This is a genomic window from Nitrosomonas oligotropha, from assembly GCF_009833085.1.
GTDB lineage: Bacteria > Pseudomonadota > Gammaproteobacteria > Burkholderiales > Nitrosomonadaceae > Nitrosomonas > Nitrosomonas oligotropha.
Genome location: NZ_QRBZ01000019.1, coordinates 1 through 21,752 on the forward strand (window position 1 = coordinate 1; position 21,752 = coordinate 21,752).

General features: G+C 49.9%; 23 protein-coding genes and 1 tRNA gene. 13 read left to right on the forward strand and 11 right to left on the reverse strand.

Features of this window, described 5'->3' with window-relative positions; genetic code table 11:
- The 4 genes from ABD07_RS06380 to lpxK all read right to left on the reverse strand — a co-directional run.
- Window positions 1–397, reverse strand: a 397-nt coding sequence (locus ABD07_RS06380; protein WP_160817606.1) for an Arm DNA-binding domain-containing protein, incomplete at its 3' end; no start/stop codon positions are given.
- A 135-nt stretch (window positions 398–532) separates the two neighbouring features.
- Window positions 533–625: transfer RNA gene (locus tag ABD07_RS06385), tRNA-Ser, on the reverse strand.
- A gap of 51 nt (window positions 626–676) precedes the next feature.
- Complete coding sequence (locus tag ABD07_RS06390; protein WP_090317052.1) at window positions 677–1,906, reverse strand: aspartate kinase; 1,230 nt, start codon at window positions 1,904–1,906, stop codon at window positions 677–679.
- A 423-nt stretch (window positions 1,907–2,329) separates the two neighbouring features.
- On the reverse strand, window positions 2,330–3,331 hold the full coding sequence (lpxK, locus tag ABD07_RS06395) for a tetraacyldisaccharide 4'-kinase (RefSeq protein ID WP_160817607.1): 1,002 nt from the start codon (window positions 3,329–3,331) through the stop codon (window positions 2,330–2,332).
- A gap of 225 nt (window positions 3,332–3,556) precedes the next feature.
- On the opposite strand from lpxK, the gene ABD07_RS06400 reads away from it, so the two are divergent.
- From ABD07_RS06400 to ABD07_RS06435, 8 genes are all read left to right on the forward strand, one after another.
- Complete coding sequence (locus ABD07_RS06400) at window positions 3,557–4,447, forward strand: alpha/beta fold hydrolase (protein ID WP_160817608.1); 891 nt, start codon at window positions 3,557–3,559, stop codon at window positions 4,445–4,447.
- A gap of 511 nt (window positions 4,448–4,958) precedes the next feature.
- Window positions 4,959–5,402: a M67 family metallopeptidase gene (locus tag ABD07_RS06405; RefSeq protein ID WP_160817609.1), complete on the forward strand. Its 444-nt coding sequence runs from the start codon at window positions 4,959–4,961 to the stop codon at window positions 5,400–5,402.
- A gap of 68 nt (window positions 5,403–5,470) precedes the next feature.
- Window positions 5,471–5,743, forward strand: a complete 273-nt coding sequence (locus tag ABD07_RS06410; RefSeq protein ID WP_160817610.1) for a MoaD/ThiS family protein — start codon at window positions 5,471–5,473, stop codon at window positions 5,741–5,743.
- 130 nt (window positions 5,744–5,873) lie between these two features.
- Entirely contained in the window at window positions 5,874–7,076 is a 1,203-nt protein-coding gene (locus ABD07_RS06415; RefSeq protein WP_160817611.1) for an acyl-CoA dehydrogenase family protein, read from the forward strand.
- 140 nt (window positions 7,077–7,216) lie between these two features.
- Window positions 7,217–8,350, forward strand: coding sequence for a glucuronyl hydrolase (locus tag ABD07_RS06420; RefSeq protein ID WP_160817612.1), 1,134 nt, complete (start codon window positions 7,217–7,219; stop codon window positions 8,348–8,350).
- A gap of 9 nt (window positions 8,351–8,359) precedes the next feature.
- The gene (locus ABD07_RS06425) at window positions 8,360–8,614 is read left to right on the forward strand and encodes a hypothetical protein (RefSeq protein WP_160817613.1); all 255 of its coding nucleotides are present in this window, start codon (window positions 8,360–8,362) and stop codon (window positions 8,612–8,614) included.
- Between the two features lie 246 nt (window positions 8,615–8,860).
- Window positions 8,861–9,652, forward strand: coding sequence for an FxDxF family PEP-CTERM protein (locus tag ABD07_RS06430; protein ID WP_160817614.1), 792 nt, complete (start codon window positions 8,861–8,863; stop codon window positions 9,650–9,652).
- Window positions 9,653–9,785: 133 nt separating this feature from the next.
- Window positions 9,786–11,318: an amidohydrolase family protein gene (locus tag ABD07_RS06435; protein ID WP_160817615.1), complete on the forward strand. Its 1,533-nt coding sequence runs from the start codon at window positions 9,786–9,788 to the stop codon at window positions 11,316–11,318.
- A 77-nt stretch (window positions 11,319–11,395) separates the two neighbouring features.
- Here ABD07_RS06435 and ABD07_RS06440 read toward each other — a convergent pair whose 3' ends face one another.
- Entirely contained in the window at window positions 11,396–13,084 is a 1,689-nt protein-coding gene (locus ABD07_RS06440) for an alginate export family protein (protein WP_160817616.1), read from the reverse strand.
- Between the two features lie 370 nt (window positions 13,085–13,454).
- Window positions 13,455–14,294 carry a radical SAM protein gene (locus ABD07_RS06445; protein WP_240142447.1) on the reverse strand — a complete coding sequence of 280 codons (840 nt, stop codon included), beginning with the start codon at window positions 14,292–14,294 and terminating at the stop codon, window positions 13,455–13,457.
- A gap of 63 nt (window positions 14,295–14,357) precedes the next feature.
- Here ABD07_RS06445 and queD point away from each other — a divergent pair, with 63 nt between their 5' ends.
- From queD to ald, 5 genes are read left to right on the forward strand one after another with little or no spacing between them, the layout of a single operon-like run.
- Entirely contained in the window at window positions 14,358–14,807 is a 450-nt protein-coding gene (gene queD, locus ABD07_RS06450; protein WP_108697813.1) for a 6-carboxytetrahydropterin synthase QueD, read from the forward strand.
- A gap of 21 nt (window positions 14,808–14,828) precedes the next feature.
- Window positions 14,829–15,611, forward strand: coding sequence for a TatD family hydrolase (locus ABD07_RS06455; RefSeq protein WP_160817618.1), 783 nt, complete (start codon window positions 14,829–14,831; stop codon window positions 15,609–15,611).
- Window positions 15,595–16,248, forward strand: a complete 654-nt coding sequence (locus ABD07_RS06460) for an ankyrin repeat domain-containing protein (RefSeq protein ID WP_160817619.1) — start codon at window positions 15,595–15,597, stop codon at window positions 16,246–16,248. Before ABD07_RS06455 ends, ABD07_RS06460 begins: the two co-directional genes overlap by 17 nt.
- A gap of 39 nt (window positions 16,249–16,287) precedes the next feature.
- A complete protein-coding gene (locus ABD07_RS06465; protein WP_160817620.1) occupies window positions 16,288–17,028 on the forward strand; it encodes an SDR family oxidoreductase in 741 nt (246 codons plus the stop codon).
- A gap of 22 nt (window positions 17,029–17,050) precedes the next feature.
- Window positions 17,051–18,166, forward strand: a complete 1,116-nt coding sequence (ald, locus tag ABD07_RS06470; RefSeq protein ID WP_160817621.1) for an alanine dehydrogenase — start codon at window positions 17,051–17,053, stop codon at window positions 18,164–18,166.
- A gap of 15 nt (window positions 18,167–18,181) precedes the next feature.
- On the opposite strand, the gene ABD07_RS06475 is transcribed toward ald, so the two are convergent.
- The 5 genes from ABD07_RS06475 to ABD07_RS06495 all read right to left on the reverse strand — a co-directional run bounded on the left by ABD07_RS06475 (window position 18,182) and on the right by ABD07_RS06495 (window position 21,745).
- Window positions 18,182–18,511: a HigA family addiction module antitoxin gene (locus ABD07_RS06475; RefSeq protein ID WP_108697808.1), complete on the reverse strand. Its 330-nt coding sequence runs from the start codon at window positions 18,509–18,511 to the stop codon at window positions 18,182–18,184.
- A gap of 14 nt (window positions 18,512–18,525) precedes the next feature.
- Window positions 18,526–18,819, reverse strand: a complete 294-nt coding sequence (locus ABD07_RS06480) for a type II toxin-antitoxin system RelE/ParE family toxin (RefSeq protein WP_160817622.1) — start codon at window positions 18,817–18,819, stop codon at window positions 18,526–18,528.
- A gap of 176 nt (window positions 18,820–18,995) precedes the next feature.
- Window positions 18,996–19,715, reverse strand: coding sequence for a hypothetical protein (locus tag ABD07_RS06485; protein WP_160817623.1), 720 nt, complete (start codon window positions 19,713–19,715; stop codon window positions 18,996–18,998).
- Between the two features lie 105 nt (window positions 19,716–19,820).
- Complete coding sequence (locus ABD07_RS06490; protein ID WP_160817624.1) at window positions 19,821–20,687, reverse strand: YicC/YloC family endoribonuclease; 867 nt, start codon at window positions 20,685–20,687, stop codon at window positions 19,821–19,823.
- Window positions 20,684–21,745, reverse strand: coding sequence for a hypothetical protein (locus ABD07_RS06495; RefSeq protein ID WP_240142448.1), 1,062 nt, complete (start codon window positions 21,743–21,745; stop codon window positions 20,684–20,686). The genes ABD07_RS06490 and ABD07_RS06495 overlap by 4 nt, the downstream gene beginning before the upstream one ends.
- Window positions 21,746–21,752 lie beyond the last annotated feature (7 nt).

Below are 21,752 nucleotides of genomic sequence, written 5' to 3' on the forward strand. Positions count from 1 at the left end.
CGCCAATGAATGGAAATGCATATTGCATAAGCGTGTTTCGCCACTGGTTTGCGTGCTTGCTGTTCCGCCATCCAGTCTTTTTATGTTCTATGCATTCAAGTGCATAGTCAGTGAAAGTCTTGCTTGGCTTTTCTACGCGTAATACATCTTTGGGGGATTGGCCATTTGCGATGGAACGGCGCATATTGCCAGCGATTTCACGGGCTTCAGCCAGTGTTCTATCCGTTGTTGAACCTAATCCAAGCTCGATGGCTCGGCCATTTTGCTTATATCGGAATACCCAACTGCGAGAACCGGAATCTCTAACCCGTAAAAGCAGATTATCACCGTCCGAGTGTGTGCCGGGTGGGAGTGAGTTGATTTGTACTGCTTTGAGTCTTTTGACTTCCTTTGCCATCTCGTCTTACCATCCGTCTTGCCCTAAAAGTTGGATGACATTATATTTCACGAGATTCCTTTGGACAAACTTCTAAGTGAATCTATTGATTTATTGTATTATTTGTACAGCTCTGGATTTCTTTGGACTATTGATTGGCGGAGAGAGAGGGATTCGAACCCTCGATAAGCTTTTTGAGCCTATACTCCCTTAGCAGGGGAGCGCCTTCGACCACTCGGCCATCTCTCCGTTAATGACTACACTATGCTGATTTTCCCGAAAATCAATGCTATCGATTTTTTAGAGCGCTTGCTCAAGATCGAATGCTTTATGTAGAACCCTGACAGCCAGTTCCATATACTTTTCATCGACAACCACGGATACTTTGATTTCCGAGGTGGCAATCATCTGGATGTTAATGCCTTCTTCCGCCAAAACCCGGAACATCTTGCTGGCGATGCCTGCGTGTGAGCGCATGCCAACACCGACTACCGATACTTTTGCGATTCTATCACCTCCGAGTACATCACGCGCGCCAATATGCGGTTGGATTTTTTCTCGCAGGATGTTCATGGTATTTTTAAATTCATTACGGTGAACCGTAAATGAAAAGTCCGTCAAACCGTCATGACCCACGTTTTGAATAATCATATCGACATCGATATTGGCATCGGCCACGGGTCCGAGAATCTGATAAGCGATGCCGGGATGATCGGGAACGCCCAATACGGTAATTTTTGCTTCATCTCGATTGAATGCGATACCTGAAATGACAGCTTGTTCCATATTCTCATCTTCCTCAAAAGTAATCAGCGTGCCTTGGCCTTCTTCCTCAAAGCTGGATAACACTCTCAGCTTAACTTTATATTTTCCTGCAAATTCGACCGATCTTAATTGCAGTACCTTTGAGCCAAGACTCGCCATTTCCAGCATTTCTTCAAAGGTTATCGTGTTCAGTCTTCTGGCTTCCGCAACGACGCGAGGATCTGTCGTATAGATTCCGTCCACATCGGTGTAGATCTGGCATTCATCGGCTTTCAAGGCGGCTGCCAATGCAACCCCGGTGGTATCCGATCCGCCGCGGCCCAGGGTGGTAATGCTGCCTTTCTCGTCCGCGCCCTGAAATCCGGCTACGACGACGACATACCCGGCATCCAGGTCGGCGCGGATTTTTGCTTCGTCGATGCTTAAAATACGCGCTTTGGTGTGCGTGCTATCGGTCAGAATCTTAACTTGCGGGCCGGTATAGCTTTTTGCCTTGACGTTAAGTTCCATCAATGCCATCGCCAAAAGCGCGATGGAAACCTGCTCTCCGGTAGAAATCATCACGTCCAATTCACGCGGACTGGGATTTTCTTGCACTTCGTGGGCTAACGCAATCAGGCGGTTGGTTTCGCCACTCATGGCCGAAACGACAACGACAATTTGGTGTCCCTGCGAATGAAATTTCGCGACCCGGCGCGCAACGTTCTTTATTCGCTCGGTGCTGCCGACTGAGGTGCCGCCATATTTTTGTACGTAAAAAGCCACGAATTTATGATCCGCTAAATTTCAGAATTGGAAAACCGCGTAATTCTACACATTTCACTGCTAGAAAACCAGATTGCGTTTCTTTTAAAAAAGGCGGCGGGTTGTTTTTCCATCTTGCCATGCGGACGCGTGCAGCAATGAGTATTCGCTTGTGCTTCAGATTTATTCACTATTGATCGGCTGTTGGATAATCCTTCCAGAGTATTTCTTGCGGGATGCTACTCTGGAAGGATATAAATGAAGTAACTGAAACACTTAACTATGATTTGGGTTTATTTGCTGGATTGCGAAGGAGAACCCATTTCGATAGCTTTGAGAATACTGAAATGATCAATCAATGCAGTCTTTCTCAGTGGCCGGGATTTTAAATGAAAACGGTATTTTGTCAAGATTGACCGGCATTCCGAGAGTACCATTATCGCCTTACAAAGCAGGATTGCCGCGCAGTTTCCTTAACAGAAAGGATTGCAGTTCGCTATTCACCCAGGCTTTTTGAGGGATTGCCCACAGTTTGCCGTGCGCGAAGTCTTTGCACTGCAACGCATTTTCTTCCGGCATGAGGACAATATCGGTATCGGCAAAATGAATTTCTTCCGCTTTAAAGCGGTGATTTTCTGGATGCGAATGCAATTCCGCGTTGAGACCTGTTTTTTGCATAAGCTCATAAAGCCAGTGGACATTGTCGGCGTCGGTCACAATCCGGATTGATGCATTTCCGAAATCGGCCACGGTTTTGCGCTGTTGCGGATCGAGCACAAGATAAGCGGTTTCGTTGATCAACTTCATATTGTAAATTTTATTCTGGGGATTCGTGTCAACATAATGATTCTGCAAGTTATTGGCCACAAGAATGCTGGATTCTCCCAGATCTTTCAGGGTGCTGCGTAAAGGGCCGGCGGGCAGCAACAACCCATTGCCGAAACTCTGCTCGTTAAAATCGACGGCAATGACTTCAATATCGCGTTCCAGGCGATGATACTGCAAGCCATCGTTACTGATGATGACGTTGCATTCGGGATGCGCGGCGAGCAGCGCTTGTGCAGCGGCAATGCGATCGTTGCCCATCCAGACCGGACACGATTTTCCCCCTAATTGCGCTAATAAAAATGCTTTTCCGTTATTGGTGGAAGTGACTGCTGCCGGTGGTCCGGCATTGTCCGAGTTACCTTGTGTGACGATTCCGGGGTGAAAATCCTGCGCCTGTAATAAATCGACCAGCCAAAGCAGCAGCGGTGTTTTTCCGCCATCGCCGATACTGATGCTGTCGACGATAATCACGGGAACCGGCAGTTTGACCGAGGGGAAAATATCCAACCAGTAGCATAATTTTTTCCCGGCCAGGAAAAAACGATACAAAACACTCAATGGCCACAACACAAAGTGCAGCGGGGTGACGCGATGCCAATACAGCTCCGATAATTTCATATGGTGTATTCAGGTGAAGTATGGATTACGGTAAGCATAGTACATGCGATTCCAATCGTTATCCATCATGCGATTGGGTGTACAAAAATTTTCACCTGAGCTATATCCAGCCTCTCAGAATTGTGTGAATATTCGCCATCATAAATTTCATTTTTTGTTTGGGTTTGCGCAGCAACAATGCAATCAATGCGTGTCTGACACTAAATTCACAAGAGCAAGAGGATCATGAAAATATCTGTAAACCGGCTGCTTGTTCCCACGCTATCCGGAGATGGCGAATCTAAAAAGCCGCACCATATTGCGTATACCGATTGGGGAGATCCGCGCAATCCGCATGTGGTCATCTGTGTGCATGGTTTGTCGCGCAATTGCCGTGATTTCGATTATCTCGCACAGGCGCTGCAAGCGGATTTTCGGGTGATTTGCGTCGATGTCGTGGGGCGCGGCAAAAGTGATTGGCTCGAGCAAGCGCATGATTACGATTACTACCCGCTGTATCTATCCGACGCGATGTCGCTGATAGCGCATATCCAGTCGCAATATGAAGAGAAAATCACCTTGGATTGGGTGGGTATTTCCATGGGCGGGCTGATCGGCATGATTCTGGCGATACAACCGAATCAGCCGGTTGCGATCCATAAATTGATCTTGAGCGATATCGGCCCGTTGATCCCTGCCGTGGCGTTGAAAAGAATTGCCGATTATGTCGGTAAAGATCCGCGTTTCAATAGTTTTGAAGAGTTCAAGCAGTATATGAAAGTGATTTCAGCGTCGTTTGGATCCCTGACCGAAAAACAGTGGGAGCATATGGCGATTCACAGTGTGCGCGAATATCCGGACGGAACGTACGGCTTCCGCTATGACCCGAGGATTGCCGTCAGCTTCAAGGAACATAAAATCACCGATATCGATTTGTGGGCGCAATGGGATCAGCTGGCAACGCCAACGTTGGTGCTGCGTGGTGCTGAATCGGATATTTTATCGGCTGAGACGGCGGCGCAAATGCAGTTACGCGGCGCAAAAGCCCACATCGTCGAATTACCCGGTATCGGCCATGCACCGATGCTGATGGATGACCATCAGATACAAATCGTGCGGGATTTCATTTTGAAATAGCGCGCTGCTGTTATGTCAGTTCAATGGTTTCCGGCAAGTCTGGTCATCATTGAACTGAATGTCTTTACCGCGGCATTTTTCGCGGCACTCTTCCAGAACGAAACAAAACATCCATCGCACCGGGTACCTCTTCCTCTTCAATTTCTTTTCACAGATGTACCGCAGCTGTTTGAAATGAATTGTTTAATGCCATATTTACCCTTAAGAAATTTTGTTTTTGCTTATGAATAAGCACCCCTGCGAATAGGTGGATCAACGCTGTGACAAATTGCCGCGCGGCAATTTGTCACATTCCCAACGCCGTTTGTTTACTTTAAATTTCGCGAGAATTAATTGCAACGCAGGGTTTGAAAGGATGCGCGCGCAAAGCGCTGCTAATCCCTGTTGACTCACCGGAAGCACTAACCGGTCCGGCGATCGATTGCATTGAAGCCGATCAGTTGCTACCCGCCTGCAAAGAGGCGCCGTAAACCGGCCATGAAATCATAATAATTAAAGGAGACAAGGAATTATGCTGACAATACACGCGAAACTGGTTGAAGCCATGATCACTCAGGCGCTGAATGATCATCCGGTGGAAGCCTGTGGCATCATCGCCGGTCTGGCGGGATCCAATTGGCCGCTGCGTCTGATTCCTATGCGTAATGCCGCGCAATCGGACAATTTTTTTAGGTTTGACCCGCAACAGCAATTGCAAGTCTGGAAGGAAATGAGCGCGCGTTGCGAAGAACCGGTCGTTATTTACCACTCTCACACCAGCAGCCAGGCTTATCCGAGACGCAGCGACGTTGAGCTGGCTACCGAACCGCAAGCGCATTACGTCATCATTCCGACTCAACATCTCTATCAAGCGGAGATCCGCAGTTTCCGCATTGCCGATCAAATGGTGATCGAGGAAAGGGTGCGAATCGTGCAGCATTATCAGCCCGAGCTCGAATTGCAAATGGTTGCTTAAGTGCGGACCGGTACTGACAACGAAATACGCGTTTTCCCAACCCCGGAAATAATCAAGCAGGTACAGGCATGACAGTCACGGTCATTATTCCAACGTTATTAGGGTCTTTGACGAATAAGCAACAGCCTATTGTGATTGAGGGCGTTAAAGTTTCCGAAGTCATTGAACGGATGGAACAACTGTATCCGGGTATCCGAGCGAAATTGATTTTCGATGGAAGCGCGTATCGTTTTATCACTATTCATGTCAACGATAACGACATCCGCTTGCGTGACGGCTTGGCCACCCCCTTGCAGGATGGCGATATCGTGACAATTTTGCCTGCAATGGCCGGGAACTGAACTTAAGGCGATAACTACCTGATATGGCTTTAAGAATTCATAAAAAAATGACTGGTGAAATGGCAACCACGCAGATCAAAAGCAATGCAGCAACGCTTAATCCAGCGGATTTTGCGCGGAGGATGCATTGATGCCGAGGCGATTTAACAAAGCAGTACATACGGAATTGGCCCGGTCACTGGCGCGGGAAGTAAAAGCCTTCGTCGATGAAATGATTATTCCGTATGAATCGCTATTGGCGAGAACAGACGAACAATCCCTGCGCATGCAAGCCGATCTGATGGATAAAGCGCGCTCGGCCGGTTTGTGCGGCTTGTTTTATCCGCTATCGCACGGAGGGAAAATCAATTCCCTGGAAGATTATATGATCGTCACCGAGCAGGAAGGGCGCACAGAGTTTTCACAAGCGATCTTTGCCAGCCATAGCGCATTGGATGCCCACATGCTGCTGGAATCCGGCAATAAGGAAATTCACCGGCGGTTCCTGGAACCGATGGTGAACGGAGATGCAGTGCCGAGTTATGGCATGACCGAGCCCGGTCACAGCGGTTCGAGGCCGAGCCTGATCGCCACCATCGCGCACTTGTCCGGCGGGAACTGGCATATCAATGGCCGGAAATGGTTCATTTCCAACGCCGACCGCGCGACTTTCATGACAGTTCTGGCGCGCAGCGGCGGCAAAGATATGGCGCTCAATCACGCGCTGTCGATGATTATCGTACCGACAGATTTACCGGGATTCAAAATCGAGCGGCAGCTCAACATGATGGGGCACTCGTACGGTCAGGGAGAAGTTTCTTTTACTGACGTACAGGTGCCGGAACATTATCTGTTGGGTGCGTGCGGAAGCGGCCTGGATTTAATGGACCGGCGGCTTGGTTTGGGCCGGTTGCTGCGATCCATGAATTGGGTTGGGCTGGCGCAGCGCTGTATGGATTTGATGGGCGCGCGTATTCATTCCATACGGGGTAAATTCAGCCGGTTGGCGGAAAAACAACTGGTGCGGCAGCATATCTTCAACACCTATCTGGCCATTGTCAGCGCATGCGAGCTGATCCGCATCGCAGCACGCGGTATCGATGCGCAGAATCCGGACGAAGTCGCGATTAATGTCGCAAAAATGGCCGCTTCGCGGGCACTCTGCACTGCTTCGGATTGCGCGATGCAACTTCATGGCGCCGAAGGACTCACTGATCTCACGCCGCTTTACGGCATCAGCAGAATAGCGCGTACTTCGCGGATTATGGATGGAAATGACGAATCGTTGATCAGTTCAGTTGGCCGCCGCCTGATTTATCGTTATCAGCAACAGGCGGTGTATGCGTTTGATTGATTTTGTTTCAATCAGCTAATACCGCACGGAAAACATTCATGTCAGTAATCCACAGCCAATCCTCGCATCCCGCTTTGCTTGATTGCACAATAGGGATCGTGCCGGTTTTTGCCATGACATTGCCTTTTTGAGAGAAATTTATGTCGATGCCCCATAACGCGGCTGATCCGCTGCTCAGTTCCAAAGAAATGATTGATGTGCTGGAATTGATGTTTCGCCGCATGGATACGATCAACGCGATTTGCAACACCGATTTTTCACTGTATTCCTCGAAGAATACCAATGCCTGGACTGTTTCCTCCGGCGGCGCCTGGATGGGCGGTTTCTGGGGGGCGTGCTGGTGGTTGCGTGCAAAATTGACCGAATCGGTCAGCGATCAACAGAATGCTGCCGGTATTTGCCAGCGTCTGACCGGAAAAATTCCTGTCGACTCCGGGTATCGCAGTTTGATTTTCTGGTATGGCGCGGCCTTGGGGGAAATCTGGTTTCGCGATACGCAGGCGCGTGCCCTGACCCGGAAATCCATTACCGCGCTCGCCCGCAGTTTCAATCCTAAATTAAATTGCATTCCATTGGGGACCGCGGTGGATGGGGTTTCCACCGGCCACCAGTCGATTGCGATCGATAATTTTGCCGCGCTGCTTCAGCTCCTCACCAGCGGTGAACAAAACCTCCATTACTACATGGCGCAGCATCATGCCGAGACGATGTTGACAGCGTGCCGCCGCCATAATGGCGCATTTCATGCCAGCGCGTTTTTCGACGGGCGGGAATTTCAACCGGACGATCAAGCTGGCTCATGGTCGCGCGGTCAATCCTGGGCGATGCTGGGATTAACCCGGGCAGCGGCTTTGTGGGGTGAACCGTATCTGACGCATGCCAGAACGGCCTGTGAGTATTGGCAGCATTCCCGTCCGGATTCCTTACCGCCTAACCGGCTCGGTCAATCGGTCTCGTGCGACGATCCTTCCGCCGCCGTCATTGCATCGATTGCGATGCTTTCCCTGGCGCGTTTGCAGCCCGATGGGGAATATTGGCGTGTTTACGCGCATCGCCAGATCAGTGCAATCATCCGCAGCCAGTATTTCATCGGATTCAAGCAAGACACCGGATACAGTGAAAATCAGCACAATAGTTCAACCGGCGTTTTCTGGGGATGTTGTTACAAAACCCGGCAGAACGAGGAGGAGTTGGTGGAATCGGTGTGGGGTAATTTTTTCGTGATGGCCGCGCTCGCCGCCCTGACGGGTTTTATCGAACCCGGTCATTGTTAGGTGACGAATATGCTTGATCGCTTGAAGAGAACAAGAGAACCGATGCCGCAACGCATCATGGCGGATAAAAAACCGGGTTGCGGGTATCGCATACGATTTTTTTGCCCTGATTTCATTTGTTTTCCTGTCGCATTCGCCGTCACATCGGCCGATCCGATTGCTACCTGGGGTAATCCGCTGCATCACTTGAGACATCGTGATTATCCCGATCTCATGATTTCCGGCGACGGGATTATCGTTAACCATTTTGTGTTCACAAATTAATACAATGCTTTAGATAGTTTTCATAGGCTTGCATATTTCAAGGTTTGTGCTCCTGACGTTATTTTTTCGTTCAGGATAAGGGATTTTTTTGTCTTATGAAATTAAAGATAACTCATTGTAACTGCGACAATTTACCGCATTGACCCTTAATTGTGTTTGATCAATACTGCGCGTACGTTGGCCAACGCAGCAGGTGTGAAATTTTTTCTCGCCTATTCATAATCAAATAAGAAATTAGGGTCATTTATGAAAGAGACATTCGTTAAAAGTACATTGAAATATGCATTGTTATTGGCCGGTTTGACATCGTTGCCTGCCATGGCACATATCGGCTATGGTGGCCGCGATTTTGGTTCATTCACAGGCACTTCGGCAGCGTCTTCAACCATCACGAATCAAGCGGTTACCGGCTTGCACGGCTGGATTGACGGAACGGATGCGGATTGGGGTGATTCCCATCGATTAAGAGCATACCGTTTTCACTTGGATAACGATGCCGATGTAAAAATTGCATTCCAGGAACAAGCTTATGTTACACCAGCTGGCGCCTCCGTTGCGGCCGGTATCCTGCCAGGATTTTCTGTCTATCGCGGGCTGGCCCATGTAGCGCCATTTGCGGCGGATTACGATTTTTCAACAGGCTCAGTCGCTATTCGCGATGCTGTGGGTGGCGTCGGTTTGACAGAAGGTTCGTTCAGATCATTGACGGACTGGAGCATTACCAACGACAACAATGATCCGGCTAGCGCTTTTACCTATGTCGGTCATGCGTATGACGGCAGTGTCGACTATGGCACCGGTGTTATCGCTGGCGGTGATGGTCTGGCGGATCACTCCGTATCAGGAGTTTTTCATTTAACAGCGGGCGACTATTCCATTTTTGTTGGCGGTACGGATTATTTTAGTTCAACTACCCCATTCCCTTCGTTAGGTGTGACAGGTGTCGTGTCGGTGGTGCCGGAACCTGAAACCTATGCCATGTTGCTGGCAGGTCTTGGTTTGATCGGCTTCAGCGCCAGCCGCCGCCGTAAACTCTAAACGGAGTTGATTCTATAGCCAACCACTCCTGGCTATTGGTACTGCACAGCCCTGTATTACGCGAATCCTACCTCTTCGGCGTGATACGGGGCTGCCGTTTTTTCCGAGTCAATTTCATCCATTCCGAATTAAAATGATAAATATAAATTTCAGTTTGAACAAAAAAATAACCATTGCGCTGATTCTTTGGCATGGAATTAGTTGCAACGCACTCAGTCATGACGGAGAAGATCACGGCGGTTTGGTTACGTTAGCACCCGGTCTGCCGGAATGCCAAATACTGGCAGCCGCCCGGTTGTTTGACGGTATCAATTTTCCACAAGACAATATGGCGGTGCTGATTGAAGGCGATAAGATCAAGCGCATTGGGGCTTTGACCGAATTGAACGGCTCCTGTGCCAACCAGATTAATTTAGGGGATGCGACTATTCTGCCGGGATTTATCGAATCGCACGCGCATATCACATTCCAGAGTGTTAATAAAAATGCCGTGCTGGAACACGGTGTAACGACTGTTCAGGATACCGGCGGTCCATTGCAGGCTAAGGAAGGCGGTGATGGAACGCTGCGATTGTTGAGCGTTGGTCCGATTATTCAAGCGCCCGGCGGTTATCCGCTGAATGTATTCGGCGGTGGCGATGGCGGTTATGACAAAATCGGCATTCCAGTCGCATCCACTACCGAAGCCGAGAAAGTGGTCACCGATCTGATTACCGGCGGGGCCACTGCAATCAAAATGGCGCTGGAACCGGGAGACGAAACCGGTGCGCCTTGGATGCAACCGCACGATGGTGCTCCGGTGCCCGTCACGCCCTGGCCGATGTTATCGCAAGATATCGCCAGTGCCATCGTCGCCAAAGCCCATGCACTGGGTAAGCGTGTGCTCGCACATGCCGGTGAAGATACCGGTTTTGAACGGGCGCTGAATGCAGGCGTCGACGAGTTTGCGCATATTCCTTGTGGCGAAATCAGGGAAGATTTGCTGCAGCGCGCAGTGGATCAGGGCGTTACGTTCGTCACCACCATCGATACCCTGGCAGCTTGTGTGAACGCCGCCACCGGCAAGGGTATTCACTCCAATACCATGAGCCTGGCCAGTAAAGGCGCGAAATTCATCTATGGCTCAGAGATTGGGCATGACAACGTGCCTTGGGGAATCAACGGCGAGGAGTTGCATATGATATTACACTTAACCAGCGGCGAATCGATCGATTTTACCGACGTGGTCAATGTCATTAAATCGGCCACATCAAAAGCGGGTGAGCATTTGGGTCTGGCGCCACTGGGAACATTGGTAGCGGGTGCCCCGGCCGATGTGATTGCGGTAAAAGGCAATCCATTCCAGAAATTCAAACTGCTGGAATATCCGCAATTGGTGATTTCCGGCGGACGCACGATTGTGAATAAATTCATTAATCAATCATCCCCGGCAAGTATCGAATGTTTTCTGACTTGGGCGGAAGGAAAATACCCTGAATTATTATCACCCGCTGGCCAGACCACGGTGGTTTCAAGTCTTTACAGCTACCGTTATTACCCAGCCACGCAAGTGTACGCAGGCATTTCTTCGGCGGATAATCATGTTTATTTCATGAAGCAAGCGGATGGGCTATTGCGCAGCGAGGGGCCGCTGGTAAATTGGCTGCCATTATCCGGCTGTCAGTAGATTGTTTGTTTACTAGATTCACAAACGACAAAGGCAACCAACCGGTTGCCTTTGTCGTTTTATCTTGCCAGAGAAACTCAGAAGCGGAAGTTGTACTGAACGTAGAAAAGATCAGGAGAAGTTCCCGGTCTTTGCTTATCCAGGAATTCACCGCGCCACAATTTTGAGTAGCCCAGTAATACGTCCTGATGGCGGCTCATGTGGAGATTCAAGCGGAAATCAATTTCATCGCCGATATGACTGCCGGATTGGCCGGTAATATCGCGTAGAGTCGCCTGACCGGCAGCGTTGTATAAATAATCACGGTTGTTCGCCAAGTAGAAGCGATGATATTGCGTGATGAACGTTATCCATGGCATTGGATGCATGGTGAACTGCGCATTGAAGTCATGCACGTTCTGGCGTCCGACACGATCCAGGAAACCGAGATAGTAGTGACCGAATGGGAAGAGTTGATTAAACGTATTGCTTCTGCCGTCTTTGGAATTACCGTCGCCGGATGCAAAATCATAGCGTATCCAGCCTTGCGGGTTCATCGGCAGCGGCATACGATAACCAACCCCGGCTGCTACAGCAAAAGCGGAAACATCCAAGTTGGAGCGTTGACCGAACTGATACATACCTTCCAATTCATACAGCAGATTATCAAAGTTACCTGCCAAGCGGCCACCGAGCGTATGCGTATCCGCATTGCCTTGCAGAATATTTCCCGCCAGTACATTCGCAGCGGAAACATTGCGATCATTGATTAAACTGAGGAAGTAAAGATCGATTAAGTGACCTGGTTTCGGTTTGTTGGTAGCCCACAAGCCAAAGAAGTTCTGTTGTGTGTCCCAGTTATCGACATTGCTTTTTTCGATGACCATCGGGCGCATCCAGAATGCATCCACATCCCATTCCGCCGAACGCCAGAAAGTTTTCACACCTTGGAATGTTCTACGTGTGTTGACCCAATCCAGTGTCGAGATCAAGCGCTGCGAACCATACATCATCTCTTGCCGGCCCACACGGATATACGCCGGGCCATTATTGATATTGGTCAGTTTGATATCGGTGAACATATTCAATATGTCGGCATGATTCCTGTCAGTCACCGCTGGAGGCAGTTCGGAGCCAAAAGCGCGGGCATCGAGGAATTCGGCAAATAACCGCACTTTGTCGCGGTACCATAAATCCGCATGAACCCTGGTGCGTATCAAGTGGAAGTCATTATTGGTGCCCGCTGCATTCAAACGGCTATCCGTTTCATGAATATAGCGATACCAGAAGTTACCACCCAGTGACAATAACCAATCATCGCCCAGATTCATTCTCTTAACGGGATCGAATATGTCTTTTTCATGTCCCGGTGTGGCCAGATAGCGAAAGTCAATGTCGTATGCCGGTGTGGTCAATAACGCAAACGGCGCATAAGGCGCGACGGGCGGTTTTTCGCGCTTGTTACCGGTTACCAAATCCCACAGTGAGAAATAACCCGGACCGGCAGGAGGTAACAGAAATAAGCCGGGACGCGACGGGGCTGAAACCGCCGGTACCCTTGACATATCAAATTTACCGTCAGCAACTTTCGGCGCCTCGGCTGCTTTGGGCGCTTCAGCCGCTTTGGGTGCAACCGCGGGTGGATTCGCATACACCGGCAGCGTTACTCCCATACTCAGCATACATACACCAAGTTTAAGCAACCATCGCTGCATGCTTCCTGCCAAAGCAGGTTTTCGCTTACGAGCGGCGAATGCGGAGAAAGTGAAGAATCTCGAGTTATTCATTAATAAGCTCCGTTGTTAATAATCCAGGGTGATAATCAGATGGAATCATATGATTGATATCAGAAAATTGAAAATATTATACCGCAGGCTACCGGTTTTCATGGCATGACATCACCAAGGGTGGCCAATTAGGGTGCCGTATTATAAATAGCTGCAATTCATGGAGAAGTGAGGAAATAATACATTAAAACAATGCTTTTCCTTTCTTGATAAAGAAACTTATAGATTTCAGACAATTGCGGGATGAAATTATGGCTAAATAACTAATTGATTTTAGTGGGATTGATTGAATATTGTTTTGTTGTAAATCAACAACATAGGGTGTTGTATAACCCTGCTTCAGACTTGGTTTCTAAGACAATTCATCGCACTATTGACTGATTCTGACGGCATACCCCGTGCGTTTAATCTGCTCGCCGAATTGTGATAACCAAGCATCGCTGACTTTAGAAAGACGCGATGCTTCCGGCTGTAGCGACGGGCGTGCGATGCCATACAATAAAACGCCTTGGAGCGGAATTTCATCGTGGGTCAGTTGTTGCAGAAAACTTAAATAAGCGGCAATTTCTTCATCCGAAGGCGGCATGCCATCCAGCTGAAAAACGCAAGTTTGTAGCCACGTAGGGCAGAGTGCAGCGGCTATCCGTAAATGTTCCTGGATTTTTCTCAGACTGATCGAGGTATTGTTGATGCGCTGTCTTTCCTTATTTGAAGCGCGATCGAACTTGAACCAGATTTCTCCATTCAACTCTCCCATGCGCTTCAAACCGGCTTGTACCGCGGGACGGTGAATCAAGCTGCCGTTGGTGATGAGCACGATTTTTAACTCTGCCGGTAACGCAAAATCATTTTTGACGCGTCCGATCAATTCGATCACCTGCTCGAATTCTTTCGCGCTCGTCGGCTCACCGTTGCCAGATAGGGCGATATCGTGAATTTTTCTGGCTTCGAGCGGTACATGCTGTTGCATGTAATCTCCCGCTGTCAGCTCGTGCAGAAACGATCGCAATTCGATTTCCAGCCGGTTCAGATCGATACGTGGTGCGGAGCCGCGTTTCAGCTCCGGCACTTGGCAATAGACGCAACGCCAGTTACAGGCATTGTTCGGATTCAGGTTGATACCGATAGAGACACCACCGGCGCGGCGCGAGATCACTGGATACACGTAGGTGAGTCCGGCGCTGTCGCGGCTGTGATCGGTCGTATTCAATAGTTTAGAGTTTGCTCGCAATGTTACAATTCCATATATTCATTTCGCTTCTCAATTGTACGTATGTTCATTACTCGCAGGCTGGAATTTGACGCAGGTCACCGCATTTCAACGCATAACAGCCAATGCCGCCATCTGCACGGCCACCGTTACTGTATCGAGATTACGCTATCCGGCCACATTATCGCTGACGAAGGTGTCGCGCAGCAAGGTATGGTGATGGATTACTCCGAAGTCAAACGCATCGCCAAATCGGTACTGGTCGATCAATGGGATCACGCATTCTTAGTGTACTCGGGCGATACGAAAGTTTTGCAATTTTTGCAATCGATCGAAGATCATAAAACCGTTGTGCTGGATGTGCAGCCCACTGCGGAGAATCTGGCGCTGATCGCGTTCACTATTCTGGATGGCGCTTATCAGGACAGCTATGGCAATCATCTGCAACTCGAGCAGGTGCGCCTGTACGAAACACCGAACTGCTGGGCCGACGCGGTGCGTGGCTCGGTATAATTTTAGAGACTATTTATTGTTATGTTTATCGACTCACATTGTCATCTCGATTTTCCCGATCTAGCCAAAGATCTGGATCAATTATTACTGAACATGCAACAGAATCATGTTACGCACGCGCTCTGTGTCAGCGTCGATTTGCCGAACTTTCCCCGGGTGCGCGCCTTGGCGGAAGCCCACGAGAATCTGTTTGCATCTGTCGGCGTTCATCCGGATTATGAAGATCAGATCGAACCGGACGCCGAGCAAATCGCCGGACTGGCCAATCACCCTAAAGTCATCGCGATTGGGGAAACCGGTCTGGATTATTTCCGCTTGCAGGGCGATCTGGAATGGCAGCGGGAACGCTTCCGCCAGCACATCCGCGCGGCGCGCAAGGTGAATAAACCGCTGATTATCCATACCCGCTCCGCTGCCGCGGATACGCTGCGGATCATGCAGGAAGAGGGCGCCGATCAGGTGGGCGGCGTGATGCACTGCTTTACCGAAAGCTGGGAAGTTGCGCAGCAAGCGATTGCGCTGAATTTTTACATTTCATTTTCCGGCATCGTGACCTTCAAAAATGCCGTGGCACTAAAAGAAGTTGCCAAGAACATTCAATTGGATAGAATGCTAATTGAAACCGACTCGCCCTATCTGGCCCCGGTACCGTTTCGCGGCAAACAGAATCAGCCGGCATTCGTGCGGCACGTGGCGGAAGAAATCGCGCGCTTGCGGAATGCGGATCTGGAAGATATTGCAGCTGCAACCACGGATAATTTTTTTAACCTATTCAAACCACCTCAACATGGCATACCTGCTTAAATCGCATTGGTTATCAATATGGGCTTTAGTGCTGCTATTGCACCTGCCACTTCATGCGGCTGCGGGTATTCAGGAAGATTTGATGTGGGCGGTGGAAAAGGGCAATTTATCCGAAATCTCCCGGTTACTGGAAAAAGGTGCTAATCCGGATCTGGCGAACCGCGATGGCTATACACCCTTGATGATCGCGGCCAAGGACAAGAATTTGAACATGGCCAAGATATTAATCGATGCTGGAGCCAAATTGGATATCCGCAACCGCTACGGCGAAACGGCGATTATGCTGGCCAGTTATCATGGTCTGACCGAATTGGTGCGGTTGTTTTACATCAAAGGCGCCGAGATCAACCATAGCGGCTGGAATCCATTAACTTACGCCGCTTACGGCGGACATCTCGACACCATCCGGTTACTGCTGTCCGGTGGCGCTGATATCAATTCGATCACCAACAATGGTTCGACCGCATTGATGATGGCGGTGAGGGGAAATCATGTTGATGCGGTTTCATTGCTGCTCGACCAAGGCGCCGATCCAGCGATCAAAAATGAGCATGGCGACAATGCACTGGCCTGGGCGGAAAAATACAATCACCCGGATTTGGTCAAGTTTCTTAAGAACCGCGAAGCGGCGAAATAAATTGACCGCAAAAGCAGCTATCCGGCCGGTAATTTGAGCATGCAACCATTGCAAGGAAAAGTTGCCATTGTAACCGGTTCGGGACGAGGCATCGGCGCGGAGATAGCGCTGACGTTAGCCAAGGCGGGCGCGAAAGTCGTCATTAATTATGTGGAAAATAAGGCGGCAGCGGACAAAATCAGCGCCGCGATTATCGAAGCCGGTGGCGAATGTCTGGCGGTGCAGGCCGACGTCAGCGATCCTGCCGCGGTGCGAAGACTTTTTGCAGAAGCTACCGGGTATTTCCAGCACATCGACATTCTCGTCAATAACGCCGGAATTCTGGTGTTTAAGGAAATCGCTGAAATCAGCGACGATGAATTCGATCGCATCGTCGATATCAATTTCAAAAGTGTTTTTTACACGCTGCGCGAAGCGGCGCAAAAGCTGGCGGATCACGGGCGCGTGGTTACTGTTTCCAGCACCGTGACGCGCTTGATGCTGCCTAAATACGGCGCGTATGCCGCGACCAAAGCGGCTGTCGAGCAATTGACGCGGATTTTTGCCCGCGAGACGGGAAAACGCGGTATTACCGCCAATATCGTTTCACCCGGTCCTGTCGATACGGAATTGTTCCGCGCAGGCAAAACGGCGGCGGATATCGAACGCATGGCGGCGATGGCGGCATTGGGACGATTGGGCGCGACGGATGATATTGCGCAAGTGGTGTTGTTTTTGGTCAGCGATGAGGCCCGCTGGATCACGGGACAGAATATTGGCGTCAACGGTGGAATTATTTAACGGATAGGGAAGGGAGAAGCGAATGCGTATCGGCGTGCCTAAGGAAATTAAAATTCATGAATCCCGGGTGGGACTGACGCCGGCAGCGGTACGCGAACTGGTTGCCCATGGCCATCACGTCATGGTGCAGAAAAACGCCGGCATGCAAATCGACTTGAGTGACGACAAGTATCGCAATGCGGGCGCAGAGATCGTAGATGCGCCACAGGAGATTTACGCCAAAGCCGATCTGATCGTCAAAGTCAAAGAACCGCAAGCATCCGAGTTGCCACTGTTACGCGAAGGGCAAGTATTGTTCACCTACTTGCATCTAGCTCCCGATCCGGTGCAAACCAAAGCCTTGATGGATTCCGGCTGTATTGCCATCGCTTATGAAACCGTGACCGACAGTTTCGGCGGCTTGCCATTGCTCGCGCCGATGAGCGAAGTAGCGGGGCGCATGGCGATTCAAGCCGGGGCGCACGCGCTGGAGCTCGATCAAGGCGGCCGCGGCATGTTGCTGGGCGGTGTGTCCGGCGTGCCCGCTGCGCGTGTCGTCGTGATCGGCGGCGGTGTCGTCGGCACCAATGCCGCCCGCATTGCGATGGGCGTGGAAGCGCATGTCACCGTGCTGGATAAATCGATTCACCGCTTACAGCAACTGGATTTTCAATACGGCTCGAGAATCAATACCGTGTTCTCGACCGTGGACGCCGTTGAGGAGCATGTGTCAAACGCCGATCTGGTCATCGGCGCGGTCCTGGTTCCCGGCGGCGCCGCCCCTAAACTGGTGACCCGGGAAATGGTCAGCCGCATGAATCGCGGTGCTGTGCTGGTCGATGTCGCCATCGACCAAGGCGGCTGTTTCGAGACCTCCAAACCGACCACGCTGGCCAATCCGATTTTTACCGTCGATGGCGTGGTGCATTACTGCGTTTCCAACATGCCCGGCGCCGTTGCCAGAACATCCACATTCGCCTTGAATAACGCCACCTTGCCGTTCGTGCTGGCGCTGGCTAATAAAGGCTATCGCAAAGCGCTGATGGACGATGTGCACTTACGTAATGGGCTAAATGTTTTTCAGGGCCGGTTGACGTATGAAGCGGTGGCGCGGGATTTGGGGTTGGTGTTCACGTCAGCGGCGGATGTGCTGGCGTAAATACACACTCAGGCGCTAAACGATGGCGTGCTTATCAGATCTCTTTGCTTGGCTAACATCCGAGATAGATTCAATATCGTCCTTTTCGGATTGTTGAACCCAATACAAATCCCAGCGGGTTTGGAGGTTGAGCCAATAATCCGCTGATATATTAAAGAACTTCGCCAATCGCAGCGCCGTGCTTGGCGTAACACCGCGCTTCTGATTGACCAGTTCATTAACACGCTGGTACGGGACATGGATAGCATCTGCTAACTCTCGTTGGCTGATACCCATCGGTTCCAAGAATTCGGCACGAAGCATTTCGCCAGGGTGTGTGGGTTCTCTATCGGTTGGGATGCGCATAGTACAGACCTCTATCAGTGATAATCGATAATTTCAACATCATGAGGGCCTGAATCACTCCATTTGAAGCAAACCCGATATTGATCGTTGATACGGATACTGAATTCCCCTTTTCTGTCACCAGACAGGTTTTCGAGAAAATTGCCGGGCGGTATCCTCAATTCCTCCAGAACCAAAACTGAGTCCAATTGGTCGAGTTTTCTGCAAGTCACCCTCCATAAAGATTGAGGGAGTAAGTTACGAGCCAACTTAGAGTTTTTTCCGTTAAAAATGTCTTCAGTCGCTTTATTCTTGAAGGAAACTATCATGCGAGCATGATAGCACGGTATACATGCTATTTAAGTGGAGATTTTGCTAGGATATGTGAATTCACCCACAATTAACTAGAATGAATACGGGGATAAGGAATTGTAGGTACCATTAGCAAAGCTATTGCGTCCAGTATATTTTCATTCGACGCAACCTGGATTGTGTCCTATCGTGCTCATAAGCCTTTCTTAATATGCCGAAGTCCATCCGTTATACCCAATATATTAAAGCGCTCTGGATAGACAGCTCGGAATAGTGAAAGCACGTTGACACCGACTTGAGCAACCGTTTTGAGAGTGAGTTTTAGCTGAATAGAATTGCCTTCAAGGTAAGTGATCTTGAATTCAACTTGCTTGTCACTCTCGTAAATTTGGAGAGTTTGCATAAGCGCAAGCTCATTTGGGTGTGCTCCGTAATCAATAGTTTGTTCATAAAGTTTCTTGGCGATTTCGCCCTCAGCTTTGTCAACTTCGACAGCTAGATCAAGCATTGTTGTGATTTTAAACTCATTTTTCACTTTTTTCTTCGCGGTGGTACTGTCGTGGCGACGTAACCATGTTTCTCTTGAGCTTTGATTTCTTGTGAAATAGAGACCATATAGTGAATTCTCAAGACATGATCGAAGGACAGCATAACTCTCGGGAATTTGGCCACTCCAACACAGTCGACAGGCGGCTAAGAAATTAGAGTGAGCCCGTAGTAAGAAGAGGCCAACAAACCAGTCTTCCGCATGGTTTAATCCTTCAATAGCTTTTCGGTACGAGAAATCAATGTCTGATAAACGCGCAATATCTTCCTTCATATTCGCAAATGTTGCGAATTCATTGATACGTGCGTTATCAATGAATTTTGATATTTCGTCTCTTCCCCAATTTGGTGGTGGAGGCAGTGGCATTGTGAATATATGAGCCCTAGCTAAGATTAGACTTCCAGAATTACACAGTACTGTACGCAAAAAATACTATTTGTCTTATTAATTAACCTATTAACTTTATTACCATCACTCAATATTCTGCACCTGCTCGCGCATCTGCTCGATAATTACCTTCAATTCCATCGAAATCCGCGTGATTTCCAGATCGACGGATTTTGAGCCGATGGTGTTGGCTTCGCGGTGCAGTTCTTGCATCATGAAATCGAGTTGTTTGCCGACGGCGCCGCCTTTGTTGATGATGCGTTCGACTTCGTCCAGATGCGCTTGCAGGCGCGATAGTTCTTCGTCTACGTCAATTTTGCTGGCAAAGAGGGTGATTTCCTGGTGGATGCGTTCGTCTTCTTGCGTGCCAAGAATTTCTTCCAGGCGGGTGCGCAGTTTCTCCTCGAAAGCGGCGATCAGTGCCGGGATGCGCGGGGAAGCGGATTGCAGTAATTGGCGCATTTGCTTGATGCGTTCCAGCAAAACCGATTTCAGTTTGCCGCCTTCGCGTATCCGCGCGGATTTTAAGTCATTCAACGCAGTTTGCAGCAAGGTCATGCCGATTTCATCGGATTCTTCGCCGGGTGCGGTGTCGCTTCCGAGCATGCCCGGCCATTTCAGGATTTCCGCCACCGTTAACGAAGGTGCGGCGGGTTGGCGCGTTTTGACGGTTTGTTCCAGTTGCAGCAATTTTTCCAGCAAAGCCTGATCGAGCTGCTGAGAATTTTCCGTATTTGCCGACGGGGAAAAATTCAGGCGGCATTCGACTTTACCGCGGCTGAGTTGTTTCGTCAGCAGTTCGCGCATGGCCGGTTCCAGCTTGCGAAAATCATCCGGCAAACGCAGCTGGATGTCGAGATAGCGGTTATTGACCGAGCGGATTTCCAGATTAAACGATCCGTATGGCATTTCCTGAGTGGCGGCGGCGTAGCCGGTCATGCTGACAATCATGATAAAAGTACTTTTAAAGTTTGAAGTGGAGCATACCGGGATAAGCTGAGCAAGTTGTCGTCACAGATCGCCGGAGCGGGTTTACGGTCCAGCAGACCGGTTACGGAAAAGGGGGTGTCTTTGTTTTCCGGATCGAATGCCACCAGACTGGCATCGACATATTTGTAATCGCCCGGCGCATTCAAGCGCCAAAGATTGGGAATGCCAGGGTAGGGCTGGTGCAGGCAATACGCTGCGGTGTCGCCGTGAATAATGAGAACCGGCTTCTTGAATTGTTCGGCTTTGTGTTTGATCAGATCGCGCAGCGAGCGGAAGCCATCGCAATCGGTGCGGTTGCCCGCAGTGCAGACCGGTTTTTCGTGATCAAAGTCGAACATATCCGCTTGGAAAGCGATGACCACCGCTTGCGCGGATTCCGCCGTATCAAAGCGTCGTTGCAGCCATTCGGTGTTGGCTTGATCGCGGCGATCCGCTTCGTTCAAGGCATCGTCGATGTTGCTGCGCAGAATTTCCCGGCGGCCATTATTGGTGCCGGGAATATGCAGCGTGGTGAAAGCGACCGGACCGATATTCCATTGCGCGTTTTCGATCAAATCGCGTTGCCGGATAAGGCCCGGAATATCCTTGGTCAAGTGTTGCCGGTCCTGATGAAAAAAGAGCTGGCGCAAATAGTCGAGACGTTCCAGCTCGTCATGCCGCGTGCCGGTATTGAACCGGTCGCAATCGGTCCAGTCGTTATCGCCGGGGGTGTATACCGCTTTATGTGGATTCAGTTGCGCAATCTGGCGGTAATGGTCTTGAAACAAATCGTCGTTGCAGCTCAACCGGCCTCTTTTGAAATCACCCAAGTGGATCAGCACGGGCGGATTCAATGCGCGAATGGCTTTGGCGATTGCGCCATGGGGCTGTTCCAGCAGGGCATATTCGGCATCGGTGTAGGGCATATCGCCCAGTACTACAAAGCGGGTAGCCTTTCCGGCAACAGGAGTTGAATCGTCCGCGTAAGCTGCGGTTGCAAAGAGCGCCCATACCAGAAAAAACCGCAGCCATGCCGTCATGTTTTTA